Raw genomic sequence first — 13,829 nt, forward strand, 5'->3', positions numbered from 1 at the left:
GTGTCATTTTCCAAGGGCGACCTCTTGCCACGGCGGCGGGTCTTTCGGGTATGGGTAGACCCCCTGGAATCGACGAAGGAATCAGAAGGTGTCAGGATGAAATATTGCCCCCTCTGTGCCTCTTTTCTGGAAGAGCGAATCATCGATGAGCGCCCCCGGCTCGCCTGCACCAACCCGCAGTGCGACTATGTCCATTGGAACAATCCCACCCCGGTGGTGGCGGCTGTGGTGGAAGTCAACGGTTCCGTGGTGCTGGTGCGCAGCAAGGGATGGCCCGAGAAGTTCTTCGGCGTGGTGGCGGGCTTTCTGGAAGCCGGCGAGACGCCGGAGCAGGGGGCGTTGAGAGAGGTGCGGGAGGAGCTGGGCCTGGATGGGCGGATCGAGGACTTCCTCGGGATCTATTCCTTTTTCGAAAAGAACCAGGTGATCTTCGCCTATCACGTCAAAGCCGACGGGCAGGTCAAGCTGGGGGACGAACTGGCCGAAGCCAAGCTGCTCCCGCCCGAAAAAGTGCGGCCCTGGGATGCGGGCACCGGCCCGGCGGTGCGGGAGTTTCTGGTGCGCCGGGGGCTGCACAACGGCCGATCATGACGGTTGGATGGGGGAGGACTCGCATGGGACGGACGGTGAAGGACGGCGAACAGCTGGTCTTGGCCCTCTACGTGAGGGACTTGGAACGGTCCGCAAAGTTTTTTACGGACTTGGGTTTTGTCGTCAATCGAAGGGACGGAGTCTTCATGGAACTTCGTTGGGAGACTTCCCTTCTCTTTCTGGTGGAAATGCCTGATGTAAAGCCGCCGGAAAAGGCCATCGGCAACCTCCGGGTGGTTGTGGACGATGTGGATAAACTCTACCAGAAGGCACGTTCCCTGGGCTATGAGATCGTCACCGAAATAGGTGACCGCTACTACGGCATGCGCGACTTCGTGGTGGCCGGACCGGACGGGATCCATCTGCGGTTCGCGAGCTTGAAGGCCTAGGAGGCTGTCTGAGAATGGTTAATCTGCCCTTTCCAACGTCCATCCGTCATCCCCGCGGAAGCGGGGATCCAGAATTGTCAGTAAGTTATGGACTCCCGCTTGCGCGGGAGTGGCGGTTGGGGGAGTTTTCGGACAAGCTCCTAGGAGGCTGTCCGAGAATGTTCCGGATGAACGCTTTTCCCGGAGCGCAGCCCTTTAGGGCTGCGGATGAATCCAAGGTCGTCGGATAGGCCATCGCATACGGCCTGCGATTTCAGGGGGTTACGATGGTCCTTTCCGCGGGGCTGAAGCCCCACGGCTACGAAGTGATCGGAAATTCCCGACCTCTTGAGCCTGAAAAGCATTGTCGGACAGGCTCCTAACGAGGGTCCGCTTTGTGGACGAACTTCATGTCGCTATCAGGAGGACAAAAGATGCACACGGTTCTCATTCATCCCACGTCTTATGAAGACGTACGGGAGGCGGTGGAGAGAGTGTTTCAGACCTTTCCCCTGGATCTTGAAGGAAAGACGGTTCTCATCAAGCCCAATGCGCTTCGGGCGTCCCGGCCGGAGGAAGGGATCGTCACCCACCCGGCGGTGCTCAGGGCCGTGGTGGAACGGGTGGAAAGGGAGCGACCCGCTCGGATCGTGGTGGGAGACAACCCGGGCGCCTTCGACTACGGAGCCAATGAAAGGGTGTTTCGGGAAACGGGCCTCATGGACGCCGCCAAGGGTTATTATTCAAATATCGGGCTGGATTCCACGCGGGTTCCCTTCCATCCGGAGTTCATGGAGTCGGTGAGTGTTTCCAGGATCGTTCTGGAAGCGGACGTGGTCATCAGCCTGCCTAAATTCAAGACCCACGGCCTGACGGTGATCACGGGGGCGATCAAGAACTCCTATGGCATCCTTCCGGGGGCCCAGAAGGCCCGACTGCACAAGGCGGCCGGAACGCCCCGGCGGTTTCACGAACTCCTGGTGGAAGTCTTCCGGCTGCGCGTTCCCGACCTTTTCATCGTGGATGCCGTGACGGGAATGGAAGGAAACGGCCCGGCCTCTCCCGATCTGCGCCCCATCGGCCGCATTCTGGCGGGGGACAACGCGGTGGCCGTGGACGCGGTGATCGCCCACATGATGGGCTGCGATCCCGGTGCCCTCCGGTTTCTCCAACGGGCCGGGGAATTGGGATTAGGAGACCCTGCACTGGATCGGATCCGCATCCTGGGGGATCTGGTGAGGCTGGAAGGTTACAAGCTTCCCCCGCTGAGCGGCGAAGCCAATATGAACAACGAGCAGATCCAGCAGCTTTTCGAAGCCAAGATGTCCTTGCGCCCCCAGGTGGATCCGGCGCTCTGCACCGCCTGCGGCACCTGCGTGGACCACTGCCCCGTTTCCGCCCTTTCCATGCCCGAAGATCTTCCGCAGGTGGACCCGGCGCTCTGCATCACCTGTTTCTGCTGCCAGGAAATGTGCCCCGAAAAGGCCATCGCCCTGGGGTGACAAGTGGGGAGGGTGGTCGGCCTTCTGGGCACCCTCCGCTCCGGGATACCGGAATGCACGCGGGTTGCCCCGGGAGCTTGGCCGGGTTAATGTTCCGAGCATCAAGGTGGAAAGAGTCGGCCCCTCTTTTATCCTGACCCGCAGCGATCCCTTCGACGCTCTTTGCCTCCACGCCACGAATGCGACCGTGCCGATTCGGATCGACTATTCGTTTTCTTGACCGCTGTGACGACACAAGGGAAAGAGCGGGTCACGGCGACGTGGGTTGCGCTTTAGCCGGGTAAAGGTAGGGGCGCGCCTGGATCCTTACATCCTCTCAGCGGTGAAGAGACGATGCATGAAGACAAGAGTCACGAGGACAAGGAACGGGAAGCGGTTTTCGGTCGGCAGCCGGAAGATGCCGTGGAGGTCCTGGAGTGGATTCAAAAGAATGTGGCCAGGTCCGATGACGTAGTTGAAGAAAAGCCGACACCACCTGAACGCATGACCCCCCCTTATGAGTCGGCGGGATGCACCGACGGGGGCAAGGCCCCGGACGACCCCGTGTGGACCACCAGCTGGGATGTGCTGAAAAAGTATTATGCCGGAGGCCATGGGCCGTTGGCGGATTTCGTGCGCTGCAAGTTCACCATTGCGACGCCGGACGGCTGCAGGATCACCTGGTACCGTGGGAACTTCGACGCGGCCGATTTGGGAATCGGCGGGAAGTGGATAAGGCGTAAGATCACTGCCCAGAAGGTGCGCGAGCCCAATGTGGAGTGCCCGCAAGGATATATGGAGTGCGTCCACTTCGACATTGACATCCAGTACGAGGTTTCCCTTCGAGTGGGCTGGCTGCGGCTCCTTTCCATCAACAACATCACGCGCCAGAAATGGCTGCGATTCTGCGCTGATGGAAGCGTGTTGTCGGGATGACCCAGTGTGGGCGGGATTAGCGGTGGATGATGTGGGAGATGGCTCACCGGGGCGCAATGTGCCGAACGGCGGCTGGAACTTGAGTGGCGTACTGGTGCCTGGGGCGGGGATCGAACCCGCACGGGCACGGGGCCCAAGGGATTTTAAGTCCCTTGTGTCTGCCTATTCCACCACCCAGGCACGCTCGGGAACGTAGCACAGCGCCGAAGCGGGTGGCAAGAGAGATGCCGCTGGATTCGGCGGCAGGCAAGCCGTTAAAGACTCTGCCTGGCAGCTCGGCTGTAAGGACCAATGGTTCCCGCCTCTCCAGCTGGTGGTAACCAGTGGCTTCGCCGGTCTGGCCGCACCCGTTACGAAAGCTCCGGAAAGCCGTCGAAGGGCACATCGTCTTCGGGATCGTAGGTGGAATCGTAGTATTCCACGAGCCATGCGTCTTCCAAGGCGTGGAAGCGATGGGCAAGCAAGGGTGGAATGACGAGCTTGTCGCCGCTCCGTACGTCCGTATGCCCCTTTCGGCCGGTTTCCACATCCACCGTAAGGATCCGGACCTTTCCGGAGATCACATAGAAGCGCTCGGTCTTCACCCGATGGTAGTGGCCGCCCCGGAAATGGCCCGGCCCGGCTCTCAGCGAAAAGACGGCCAGATGCCGAATGGTCAGGCCGTCTTCGATGAGAGCCACCTCTCCCCGATCCTCCAGCCACCTCTTGACCCTCCGAAACTCAGCCGTCACGGGAAGGGATTCCACAAGAATCTTTCTCTGCATGGTCTCGGTAGACTCCTGCAGTTCATCGTTCCTGGAGAAGGAATAAGAGCAGGCTTTTCACCAATTGCGCCATGAAGGGGAAATCGAGCGTTTCCATGGTATCACAAGGGGTATGGTAATGGGGGTTCCGGTAGAAGGCGGAATCGGTCACCATGACGGCCCGGTAGCCCCGGTCCCAGAAGGGAGCATGGTCGCTCAGGCGCACCGACGGGATGAGCCAGCCGTTGAAGGGAACCGCCAGCGTGACCACGGGAAGATGGGGATTTTTCCGAAAGGCCGTCTCCATGGCCCGGACCAATCCTTTGGACCGACCGTTGCCGACGATACCGATGAAGTCCCCCCGATCCGGATAGTTCTTGAATCGAAGGGGCCAGGGATAGTTCTGACATCCCGGACTCCGGCAGGTATAGCCCACCATCTCCAGGCAAATCATGGCATCCAGGCGCTCACCGTTTTTGCGGGCGTTTCGGGCCCGAACCCGGCTGCCCATGGCCCGGGTGCCGTAGGCCGGTGGCTCTTCCAGGGCGAAGGCCGCAAACTGAACCGCAGGGGCCAAACCCCCATGGGCGCCGAAGGACGCGAAGAGGCGGGCCGTTTCCAGAAGAACCGCCACGGCGCTGGCGTTGTCGTCGGCCCCCACGGTGCCCGCCACCGAATCGTAATGGGCGCCCACCAGGATCCGCTTCCGCGACCCTCGGGCCGGGACTTCCGCCAGGATGTTCGCCACCCTGTGCCCCTCGAATTCATAGGGCTCCTCCACCGGCTCCAACCCGGCCTGTCGGAACACGTTGGCGATGTAGTGCGCCGCACGGAGGTGTCCCTCCCAGTCGGCGACACTGCGCTCTCCGATTTCCACCGTGAGCACGCGAACATGCTCGCAAAGGCTCCGCTCCACGCAAGCCAGGTCCAGCTCATTGAGATGGCCGACCGCCATGGGGTTCTCCTCGGTTGGCGAGAGGACGAGAGAGCTGAGGAAAAAAAGCAGAAAGAAACATTTGTTCATTAGCTCGGTTTCTTTGGCATCTTCCGGCCGGTTTGTGAATTTCCTTGCATAATGGCGAGACTCTCGCTAGAAGAATCGGTCGTTGAAACTCAAACGCGAGCGCGCCTTCCCCCTCCCTATGCGGATGCGAGTGCGAAAACGAGACCGGAAACGGAGATGCCCATGAGCCGCAACCACCCTGCCGTTTTCAGAGATCCCGACGCGTGTACCGATTATATCCTATCCAAGGTGGGGAAGAACATCGTCCTCGGGCTGGCCCTGGGATTGGGCAAGCCCAACCATCTGGCCAACGCCATCTTCAATCGCGCCCGGCGCGACCCGTCCCTACGGCTCAAGATCATTACGGCCATCACGCCGGAAGTGCCCGGGTGGTCGTCGGATCTGGAGCGGCGCTTTCTCCAGCCCATTCTGGAACGGGTCTTCGGCGGTTATCCTCCCTTGGAGTATGCCCTGGCGGTGAGGCGAAACAACGTGCCGGAAAATATCCAGGTCTGCGAATTCTTTTTCCGTCCCGGCGCCTTCATGAACCACGAGCATGCCCAGCTCAATTACATCAGCACCAATTACACTCACGCCGTGCGGGATCTCATGGACAACGGCATCAATGTGGCCGCGCAGCTGGTGAGCGCCGAACGGCGGCCCGACGGCCGGGAGAGCTATTCTTACAGCTGCAACCCGGAAGTGGCGCTGGATCTGGTTCCCGCCATGAGGCGGGCCGAAAGGGAAGGGCGTCCCGTGGCCATCGCGGCCCAGGTGAACCGCAATCTTCCCTACATGTACGGAGATTCGGAAGTGGATCCGTGCGAGTTCGATGCGGTGCTGGATCATCCCGACTACGAGTTCCCGCTGTTCGCACCCCCCAAGGAATCGGTGAGTACCCAGGATTACATGATCGGCCTCCTCGTGAGCAGCCTGGTTCGCGACGGGGGAACCCTGCAGATCGGCATCGGCTCTCTGGGCGATGCCATCGCCTATGGGCTCATTGCCCGTCACGAGCACAACGAGCGCTACCAGGAGCTGCTTCGACGCGCCGGAATCCTGGATCGTTTCGGCCAGTCGGTCCAAAGGTATGGCGGCACGGAACCCTTTCGGGAGGGCCTGTACGGTTGTACGGAGATGTTCGTGGACGGCTATGTGCACCTTATGAGGCATGGCATTGTCAAGCGCAAGGTCTACGACCATCCCGTAATCCAACGGCTGGTGAACGAGGGGAGACTCAAGGAAGAGATCACCGCCGCAGTCTTGGACGAACTTTTGGGGGCCGGCGCCATTTCCGCGAAGCTGACGGAAGAGGATGCGACCTTGCTGGGGCGATTCGGAATCCTCTCGCCCGAATGGCGTTGGGAGGAAGGGGAGCTTACCAACGGAACGCTTCGCATCCCGGCGGACCTGAACGATGCCAAGGCGAGGCGCGAGCTGGAAGCGCACTGTCTGGGCGAACGGCTGCAAAACGGGGTGGCCGTTCACGGAGGCTTCTTCATCGGCCCCCGCAGCTTTTATCAGGCCCTGCGTGACATGGCGCCCGAGGAAAGGCGGCTCATCAACATGACGGCCGTCACCTACATGAACCACCTCTACGGCGACGAAGAGCTGAAGGCCCTGCAGAGGCGCCACGCCCGCTTTGTCAACACGGGCCTTATGGTCACCCTGGGAGGCGCCATCGTCTCCGACGGCTTGGAAGACGGTCGGGTGATCAGCGGCGTGGGCGGTCAGTACAACTTCGTCTCCCAGGCCCACGCCCTTCCGGGAGGACGCTGCATCATCATGATCCGAAGCACCCGGGGAAGCGGACGCCACACCACTTCCAACGTGGTCTTCAACTACGGTAACATCACCATTCCCCGGCACCTGCGGGATATCGTGGTCACCGAATACGGCATCGCCGACATCCGTGGAAAGACGGACCGGGAAGTGGCGGAAGCCCTTGTCCGGATCGCCGATTCCCGCTTCCAGGACGAGCTGGTCAGGCAGGCCAAGGCGGCCCGGAAGCTCCCGGCGGACTACCAAATTCCAGACGCCTATCGTCAAAACGTGCCCGAAAGGCTGGAAGCCGAACTGGAACCTTTCAGGAAACAGGGGCTTTTCGGACCATTTCCCTTCGGTACGGATCTCACGGACCAGGAACTCATCCTGGCCAAGGCCCTGCGCCATTTGAAGGACGCCACCAACGGCAACAAGGGGAAGCTCCTCCAGCTGAAGCCCCTGCTGGCCAGTCTGGCTCCGCCCGCGGAAGCCAAGCCCTACCTGGAACGGCTCGGTTTGGAAGCCCCCAAGGACGCCAAGGAGAAGATCTTACAGCGGCTGGTCACCCACGCCCTGGCGGCCACGGGAGCTGTTTGAGGGAAAGGGTAAAAGGCTAAAGGGTAGAGGGCAAAGGTAAAAGGTTAAAGGGGAAAGGGCTTGGGCGCGTCAGGAAGGGGGGACGGGGGGCTGTAAAGCCTCCCGGGCCTGAATCTTGGCGTCCAAAAGTTCAACGGCGGAAACGCCCCACAGCCGTCACACAAGAATTCCATTGATCCCGCTTTCGATCCCTCGTTAAGTTTTCGACAAAGCACGGCCGCAGGCGGTCCCCATGGGAGTCGGCGGCCGAAAGTAGCACTCGGCAGCTTACGGGCGTTCCAAGGCCGCGCGCCGGTGAGCATAGGGGGAAAGACATGGAAAGCGGGATGCGGGTGGAAAGGGATTCGCTGGGTGAGGTGCGGGTGCCGGAGTCTGCCTACTATGGGGCGCAGACGCAGCGGGCGGTGGAAAATTTCGGTCTGGGCAACGTGACCATGCCCCGGGAGTTCCTGCGTGTTCTCGCTCTTATCAAGGAAAAGGCCGCGCGGGTTCACGGAAAGGAAGGGCGGCTGGATCCGGCGATCGCCGAAGCCGTCGCTCGGGCCGCCCGCGGGGTGAAGGACGGGCTTCACTGGGACCAGTTTCCCGTGGACGTCTACCAGACGGGATCCGGCACGTCCACCAACATGAACATGAACGAGGTGATCGCCGGCCGTGCCAATGAAATCCTTACGGGGCGGCGGGGAGGGCGGGATCCTGTCCATCCCAACGACCACGTGAACCTGGGCCAGTCGAGTAACGACGTCATACCCACAGCCATCCGCATGGCGGCCTGGATAGCGGTGAAAGACCGGTGCCTTCCGGCGCTCAAAGGCCTCCATGAGGTATTGAGGGAAAAGGCCTCTCAGTTTCGCGACGTGGTGAAAATCGGCCGCACCCATCTCCAGGACGCCCTCCCCGTGACGCTGGGCCAGGAATTTTCCGGCTACGCGCGGCAGGTGGAGCTGGGGATCGAGAGACTGCAAAGCCTGGAGGCGCGCCTTTGCGAGGTGCCTCTGGGTGGAACGGCCGTGGGCACCGGCGTGGGAGCGCCTCCGGGGTTCGCCCGGGCCGTCCTGGACGAGATCAACCGGGAGACCGGCTGCCGGTTTCGGGAAGCGGCGGATCACTTCGAAGCCCAGGGGGCGCAGGACGTCCTGGTGGAAGCCAGCGGCATGGTGCGAACGGTGGCCGTGAGTCTTGCGAAAATCGCCAACGACATCCGATGGCTCGGGTCCGGCCCCCGATGCGGCCTGGGCGAGCTGCGTCTTCCAGAACTTCAGCCGGGATCTTCCATCATGCCCGGTAAGGTGAACCCGGTCATTCCTGAGGCCGTGATCCAGGCCTGCGCCCGCATCGTGGGTAACGATCAGACCCTGGCCCTGGCCGGGCAGGGCGGGGTCTTCGAACTGAACCTCATGCTCCCCCTCATGGCCCATACCCTGTTGGAATCCCTCGGCCTGCTGGCCAATGCCGCCCGGGCGCTGGCCGAGCGCTGCGTGGCGGGAATCGAGGCGGACCGGGTGCGCTGTGCATCCATGGTGGAACAAAGCCTGGCCCTGGCCACTTACCTGGTGCCCCTGGTGGGATACGACCGGGCGGCCGAGGTGGCCAAGAAGGCCCACAGGGATGGGATCACCGTTCGGGAGGCGGCCCTGGCCCTGGGAGTGGCCAGCGCAGAAGACCTGGATCGAGCCTTCCGGGAGTTGGTCCCCGGAACGGGTTTCTGACGCCTTTCTCGTCAAAGGCCTGACGAAACCGGCATGGGAAAGGACCCTTCGGCCGTTTGCCGATCAGATCCTGGCGGTGCCATCGGCACAACAGCCCGAAGACATCGACGCGTGCCGCGGGCGGAAATGTGCGACCTGGGGAAAAATCGGACCAATACCCGGAAAATTGTGCCGCGCGGGGAGGTCTCCTCCAACGATCCCATGCGCTTTCTTGTGCCTCCCACAACACATCCAAACCACGATGCGTCACGTTAAAGACCTTTTGGCGTCTCTTTGCGCTCATCTGCGGTTCTCTTTCACATTTGAGTTACAGTCCTAACAGTCATGGCTCCCCTTGCGCCACCCCGCATGGATGAAAGAGCGGGCCGGATCAAGGGCATTTGTCAGAACGCCGCAATATGCCATTCTCTATGAGTCATTGCGCGCCCATTGCATTGCCGGGCACCCTCATTGCGGCCTTCGCAGTTCCTGCAACTAAAAGGATTTGCGTTTATTCTCGTTCATTTGCGGTTCTCTTTCGCATTAAGTCGGACGATTCTTGCCTATCGCGAGGTTGCAGCGGGCGGGCGTAAAGCCCGCCCCTACGAAGGCAGAAGGAACTGAAGAGCAGGGGCGGGGTTTATCCCCGCCCAGGAATCGCGCGGAGCTAGGAAGAATAGAACGAAAGAATCGCTCCATCTGTGATACAAGGAGTTGCAGTCCGGATGGCGGATCGCCTGATTTTGCATGAAGTTTGCAATCGTCAAAGTCGGGCGAATCCCAACCGTTTCGACAGGGGAGGTCATCTTGGCGGTACAGTTCATAAAGAATCCCATCCCGAAGCCCTCGGTGGATCAAGGAGCGGTGGAACGGACCCGTGTGCTCACGAGGTCCATGGAACAACGGGTTTTCCAGCAGGTGTTCCAGGGAGAGCGGGGACTTGCGGTCGAGGCGCCTATGGGCTCCGGCGATGACGATTGGCGGATGCTCCAAGAATTGGGCGCCTCCACGCATGGCATGGACTCTGTGCGTGCCCGACTCTGTTCCATGAACGATCGGCAGCTTCAGGCGGCCATCGTGGCGGCCTATATCAAGGCGGCCGCCTTGGGTTCCGGTGGATCATCCTGGGGCGGTCCCGATTTTTCGGGGCTCTCCGCTCTTCCCCAGGATGCGAAACCTTCCCTTACGGGACCCGAGCCTCCAGACCAGGAGATCTCCTTGGACGATCAGCTCGACCTGGGCGCTCTTTCGTCCATCTTTGAATCGGGCGAAGACGGTGTGGGCGCCGTGGGATACGACAGCCGCGGCGGAACGTCCTACGGGATCTATCAATTGTCCTCCAAAACCGGCACCATGGACCGCTTCCTGGATTTTCTCAAGGAACGGGAACCGGCATGGGCGGCCCGGTTGGAGGCGGCGGGCCCTGCGGATACGGGAAGCCGAGACGGGCGGATGCCCAGAGTGTGGCGGCGAATCGCCCGGGAAGACCCGGATCGGTTCGCCGCGCTCCAGCATGCCTTCGTGCGGGAAACCCATTACGAACCGGCGGCTCAGGCGGTGGAAGCGGCCACCGGGATCGAAGTGGAGGGCCTTTCCCGGGCAGTGAAGGAGGTTCTGTGGAGCACGGCCGTGCAGCACGGTCCCCGACGGGCCGCCCGCTTCTTTGCCGGGGGCCTCAACCGGGCCAGGGCCAAGGATGGAACAGTTGATGAGGCGGCTCTGATCCGGGCCGTCTACCGATTTCGCGAGCGGACCAGCGGCGTTTTCGACGGATCCATTCGGCGGGCGCTCCTGAGCCGATTTTCCGAAGAAAAGAGGATGGCCCTGGCCATGCTTCGCGGCGACTCGGCGGAGGATCTTGCTTAGGAGCGAGTGGGGGAACTCTGCCAACCGTCACTCGCGCGCAAGCGTAACTTACCGGAAATCCTGGATCCCCGCTCCGCTTTCAAGCCGGGGACAAGCTTCGCGGGGATGGCGAAGGGCCACTGAACGGCACAAATCTACCCTTGACGGACAGGCTCCCAGGAGGCTGCCCGAAACGGACAAGGGACTCGACATCTTTCGTAGCCGCGGGGCTTCAGCCCCGCGGAAAACGGTCATCGGAATCTCTTGAAGTGATGGGGACTAAACCCAATACCCCATCCGACGTCCGGGGGCTTCCGGCGCAGCCCTGAAGGGCTGCGCTACGGGAAAAGCGCTGCGCCGTGGCGTTTACGGGCGGACTCCCGGGTAACTCGCGGAAAAGGGGCGGGAGGCCCCGTCAGTTCTGAAGTTCCGGAATATCCTTGAAATAATCGAGGGATTCCGGATTGGCCAGCGCGTCCTTGTTCTTCACCTCCTGGTTGTGGATCACCTTCCGTACGGCCAGTTCCACCTTCTTGCCGCTGATGGTGTAGGGGATGTCGGGAACGGCGATGATCTTGGCCGGTACGTGCCGCGGGGTGGTGTTTTCGCGGATGGCCTTCTTGATCCGGTTGATGAGCTCGTCGGTGAGCTCGTGGCCCTCCCGAAGTTTGACGAAGAGGATCACCCGCACGTCATTGTCCCAGTCCTGCCCCACCACCAGGCTGTCGAGCACCTCGGGGATGGTTTCCACCTGACGGTAGATTTCCGCCGTGCCGATGCGCACGCCGCCCGGGTTTAGGGTGGCGTCGGAACGGCCGTAGATGATCACCCCACCCCGCTCGGTGATCTCGATGAAGTCGCCGTGGTGCCACACGCCGGGATAGACCGAAAAATAGGCGTCCCGATACTTCTGTCCGTGCGGATCGTTCCAGAAATAGATGGGCATGGAGGGTGCCGCCGCCGTGCAGACCAGCTCCCCCTTTTGGCCGATGACGGGCCTTCCGTCCTCGTCCCAAGCCTCCACCTTCATACCAAGGCCGCGGCATTGGAGCTCTCCCGCATAAACGGGACCCATGGGGTTGCCCAGCGCAAAGCAGGAAATTATGTCGGTGCCTCCGGAAATGGACGAAAGGCACAGGTCTTCCTTGATGTCGCGGTACACGTATTCGAAGCTTTCGATGGAAAGGGGAGACCCGGTGGAAAGCACCGCCTTGAGGGGCGTGAGATCGTAGGTTTCCTTCGGTTTTACCCCCGCCTTTTCCACCGCGGCCAGGTACTTGGCGCTGGTGCCGAAGATGGTGATCTTTTCGTCCTGGGCCATCTGCCACATGGCGCCCGGATCCGGATAGAAGGGGGATCCGTCGTAAAGCAGGACGCGGGCGCCCAGGGCCAGGGAGCTCACCAGCCAGTTCCACATCATCCAGCCGCAGGTGGTGAAGTAGAAGATGGTGTCGTCGCGTTTGAGGTCGGTGTGGAGCCGCAGTTCCTTCAGGTGCTGGATGAGCGTACCCACCACGCCGTGGACGATGCACTTGGGTACTCCCGTGGTCCCCGACGAATACATGATGTAGAGAGGATGGTTGGCGGGAACCTGCTCGAATTCGATCTCCAGGCCGTCGTCCTTGGCCAGGAAGTCTTCCAGAAGCACGCCGTTTCGCACCCGACCCGGATCCGGCTTGGGATCCGTATAAGGCATGACCACCACCTTTTCGATGCTGGGAAGCTCCTTCAGGATCTCGGCGATCCTTGCCAGAGAGTCAAAGGTCTTCCCGTTGTAGTAGTAGCCGTCGGCGGTGAAAAGCACCCGCGGCTCGATCTGTCCGAAGCGGTCCAGAACGCCCTTGATGCCGAAGTCGGGCGAACAGGACGACCAGACGGCTCCCACGCTGGTGGCGGCCAGCATGGCGATGACCGTCTCAATCATGTTGGGAACAAACCCGGCGATGCGGTCGCCCGGCTGGATACCCATGTCTCTCAAGGACTTGGCCAGGCGGGCCACCCGGTCGTAAAGCTGCGCGTACGTGATGTGCCGGGTGGGTTGTCCTTCCCCCTTGAAACTCAGGGCGATGCAATCGTCCCGGTACCGGAGCAGGTTCTCGGCGAAGTTGAGGCGGGCTCCTTCGAACCAGCGGGCTCCGGGCAGCTTGGCCACGTCATCCACCACCTGGTCATAGGAGCGGCTGCAAAGGATGTCGCTGTAGTCCCAAAAGGTGGCCCAGAAGGTGGGAATTTCGGTGACGGACCACTCATAGAGCTCGTCGTAGGCTCGGAACGCCTTCCCATGTCGCTCGTTCACGTATTGCATGAAATGGTACATGTTGGAGTTTTGGATGCGTTCTTCGCTGGGTTTCCACAGGAGCTTGCTCATGGGTTGCCTCCCTTGCAGATGACGGTGAACAGGACCGGGCCTTCAAGCATCTGGATAACGGCGAATTATAGGAGCCGTTTCCAGCCGAGAGCGATGAACGGCGTGGCCGTCCGGGAAGTCATGGGGGGCGTACGGGCCGCCTGGAGCAGATCGGGAACCGGGAGAGGGCGCTCTTCGAACGGGAGTGGGGGAATCAGTCTGCTCTCTGTAAGGACTTTCCCTGTAAGGCCCCGTGGAGGAACCCTACAGGCGGCCGGATGATAGCAGGTTTCGCCAATGAACCAAAGTTTAAAATGCACAAACTTTCTCAATCAGAAGGCTTATCGAGCATTGTGAAGCCGGGCAACGACGTGTCCCGCAAAAAAGTCCGCATCCCGAATAATCGCCATTCGTGGGAGCGGGCTTGGCGGCGATCCCGGCCGCGGCCAGGTGTGCTCCCAGCAGG

At 61.3% G+C, this 13,829-nt stretch carries 10 protein-coding genes and 1 tRNA gene; 7 read left to right on the plus strand and 4 right to left on the minus strand.

Annotated elements, in window-relative coordinates; translation table 11 throughout:
• Positions 1-96: 96 nt before the first annotated feature.
• The 4 genes from BUB04_RS01500 (at position 97) to BUB04_RS01515 (ending at position 3,376) form a co-directional block, all read left to right on the plus strand.
• The gene (locus BUB04_RS01500) at positions 97-591 is read left to right on the plus strand and encodes an NUDIX hydrolase (protein WP_073036274.1); all 495 of its coding nucleotides are present in this window, start codon (positions 97-99) and stop codon (positions 589-591) included.
• Positions 592-614: 23 nt separating this feature from the next.
• The gene (locus tag BUB04_RS01505; RefSeq protein WP_073036277.1) at positions 615-980 is read left to right on the plus strand and encodes a VOC family protein; all 366 of its coding nucleotides are present in this window, start codon (positions 615-617) and stop codon (positions 978-980) included.
• Positions 981-1,393: 413 nt separating this feature from the next.
• Positions 1,394-2,461, plus strand: a complete 1,068-nt coding sequence (locus BUB04_RS01510; protein ID WP_073036279.1) for a DUF362 domain-containing protein — start codon at positions 1,394-1,396, stop codon at positions 2,459-2,461.
• Between the two features lie 333 nt (positions 2,462-2,794).
• A complete protein-coding gene (locus BUB04_RS01515) occupies positions 2,795-3,376 on the plus strand; it encodes a hypothetical protein (RefSeq protein WP_073036280.1) in 582 nt (193 codons plus the stop codon).
• A 92-nt stretch (positions 3,377-3,468) separates the two neighbouring features.
• On the opposite strand, the gene BUB04_RS01520 is transcribed toward BUB04_RS01515, so the two are convergent.
• The 3 genes from BUB04_RS01520 to BUB04_RS01530 form a co-directional block, all read right to left on the minus strand.
• Positions 3,469-3,556 (minus strand) — tRNA-Leu (locus BUB04_RS01520).
• 170 nt (positions 3,557-3,726) lie between these two features.
• Positions 3,727-4,140: a polysaccharide biosynthesis C-terminal domain-containing protein gene (locus tag BUB04_RS01525; protein ID WP_073036283.1), complete on the minus strand. Its 414-nt coding sequence runs from the start codon at positions 4,138-4,140 to the stop codon at positions 3,727-3,729.
• 22 nt (positions 4,141-4,162) lie between these two features.
• A complete protein-coding gene (locus tag BUB04_RS01530) occupies positions 4,163-5,074 on the minus strand; it encodes a M28 family peptidase (RefSeq protein WP_073036498.1) in 912 nt (303 codons plus the stop codon).
• Between the two features lie 231 nt (positions 5,075-5,305).
• Between BUB04_RS01530 and BUB04_RS01535 the strand changes: the two genes are divergently transcribed.
• From BUB04_RS01535 to BUB04_RS01545, 3 genes are all read left to right on the plus strand, one after another.
• Positions 5,306-7,483, plus strand: a complete 2,178-nt coding sequence (locus BUB04_RS01535; RefSeq protein ID WP_073036285.1) for an acetyl-CoA hydrolase/transferase C-terminal domain-containing protein — start codon at positions 5,306-5,308, stop codon at positions 7,481-7,483.
• Positions 7,484-7,797: 314 nt separating this feature from the next.
• Entirely contained in the window at positions 7,798-9,192 is a 1,395-nt protein-coding gene (locus BUB04_RS01540; protein ID WP_073036286.1) for a class II fumarate hydratase, read from the plus strand.
• A gap of 786 nt (positions 9,193-9,978) precedes the next feature.
• Positions 9,979-11,037 carry a VgrG-related protein gene (locus BUB04_RS01545; protein ID WP_178371866.1) on the plus strand — a complete coding sequence of 353 codons (1,059 nt, stop codon included), beginning with the start codon at positions 9,979-9,981 and terminating at the stop codon, positions 11,035-11,037.
• A gap of 394 nt (positions 11,038-11,431) precedes the next feature.
• Here the strand turns inward: BUB04_RS01545 and BUB04_RS01550 are convergent, their stop codons facing one another.
• Complete coding sequence (locus tag BUB04_RS01550; protein ID WP_073036290.1) at positions 11,432-13,384, minus strand: acetoacetate--CoA ligase; 1,953 nt, start codon at positions 13,382-13,384, stop codon at positions 11,432-11,434.
• Positions 13,385-13,829 lie beyond the last annotated feature (445 nt).

The organism is Desulfacinum infernum DSM 9756 (assembly GCF_900129305.1).
Taxonomy (GTDB): Bacteria; Desulfobacterota; Syntrophobacteria; order Syntrophobacterales; family DSM-9756; genus Desulfacinum; species Desulfacinum infernum.

Bases quoted from the DNA above. Each gene is read 5' to 3' on its own strand.
- BUB04_RS01505 (WP_073036277.1), top strand. From the start codon at position 615: ATGGGACGGACGGTGAAGGACGGCGAACAGCTGGTCTTGGCCCTCTAC.
- BUB04_RS01510 (WP_073036279.1), top strand. From the start codon at position 1,394: ATGCACACGGTTCTCATTCATCCCACGTCTTATGAAGACGTACGGGAG.
- BUB04_RS01540 (WP_073036286.1), top strand. From the start codon at position 7,798: ATGGAAAGCGGGATGCGGGTGGAAAGGGATTCGCTGGGTGAGGTGCGG.
- BUB04_RS01515 (WP_073036280.1), top strand. From the start codon at position 2,795: ATGCATGAAGACAAGAGTCACGAGGACAAGGAACGGGAAGCGGTTTTC.
- BUB04_RS01500 (WP_073036274.1), top strand. From the start codon at position 97: ATGAAATATTGCCCCCTCTGTGCCTCTTTTCTGGAAGAGCGAATCATC.
- BUB04_RS01525 (WP_073036283.1), bottom strand. From the start codon at position 4,140: ATGCAGAGAAAGATTCTTGTGGAATCCCTTCCCGTGACGGCTGAGTTT.
- BUB04_RS01535 (WP_073036285.1), top strand. From the start codon at position 5,306: ATGAGCCGCAACCACCCTGCCGTTTTCAGAGATCCCGACGCGTGTACC.
- BUB04_RS01550 (WP_073036290.1), bottom strand. From the start codon at position 13,384: ATGAGCAAGCTCCTGTGGAAACCCAGCGAAGAACGCATCCAAAACTCC.
- BUB04_RS01530 (WP_073036498.1), bottom strand. From the start codon at position 5,074: ATGGCGGTCGGCCATCTCAATGAGCTGGACCTGGCTTGCGTGGAGCGG.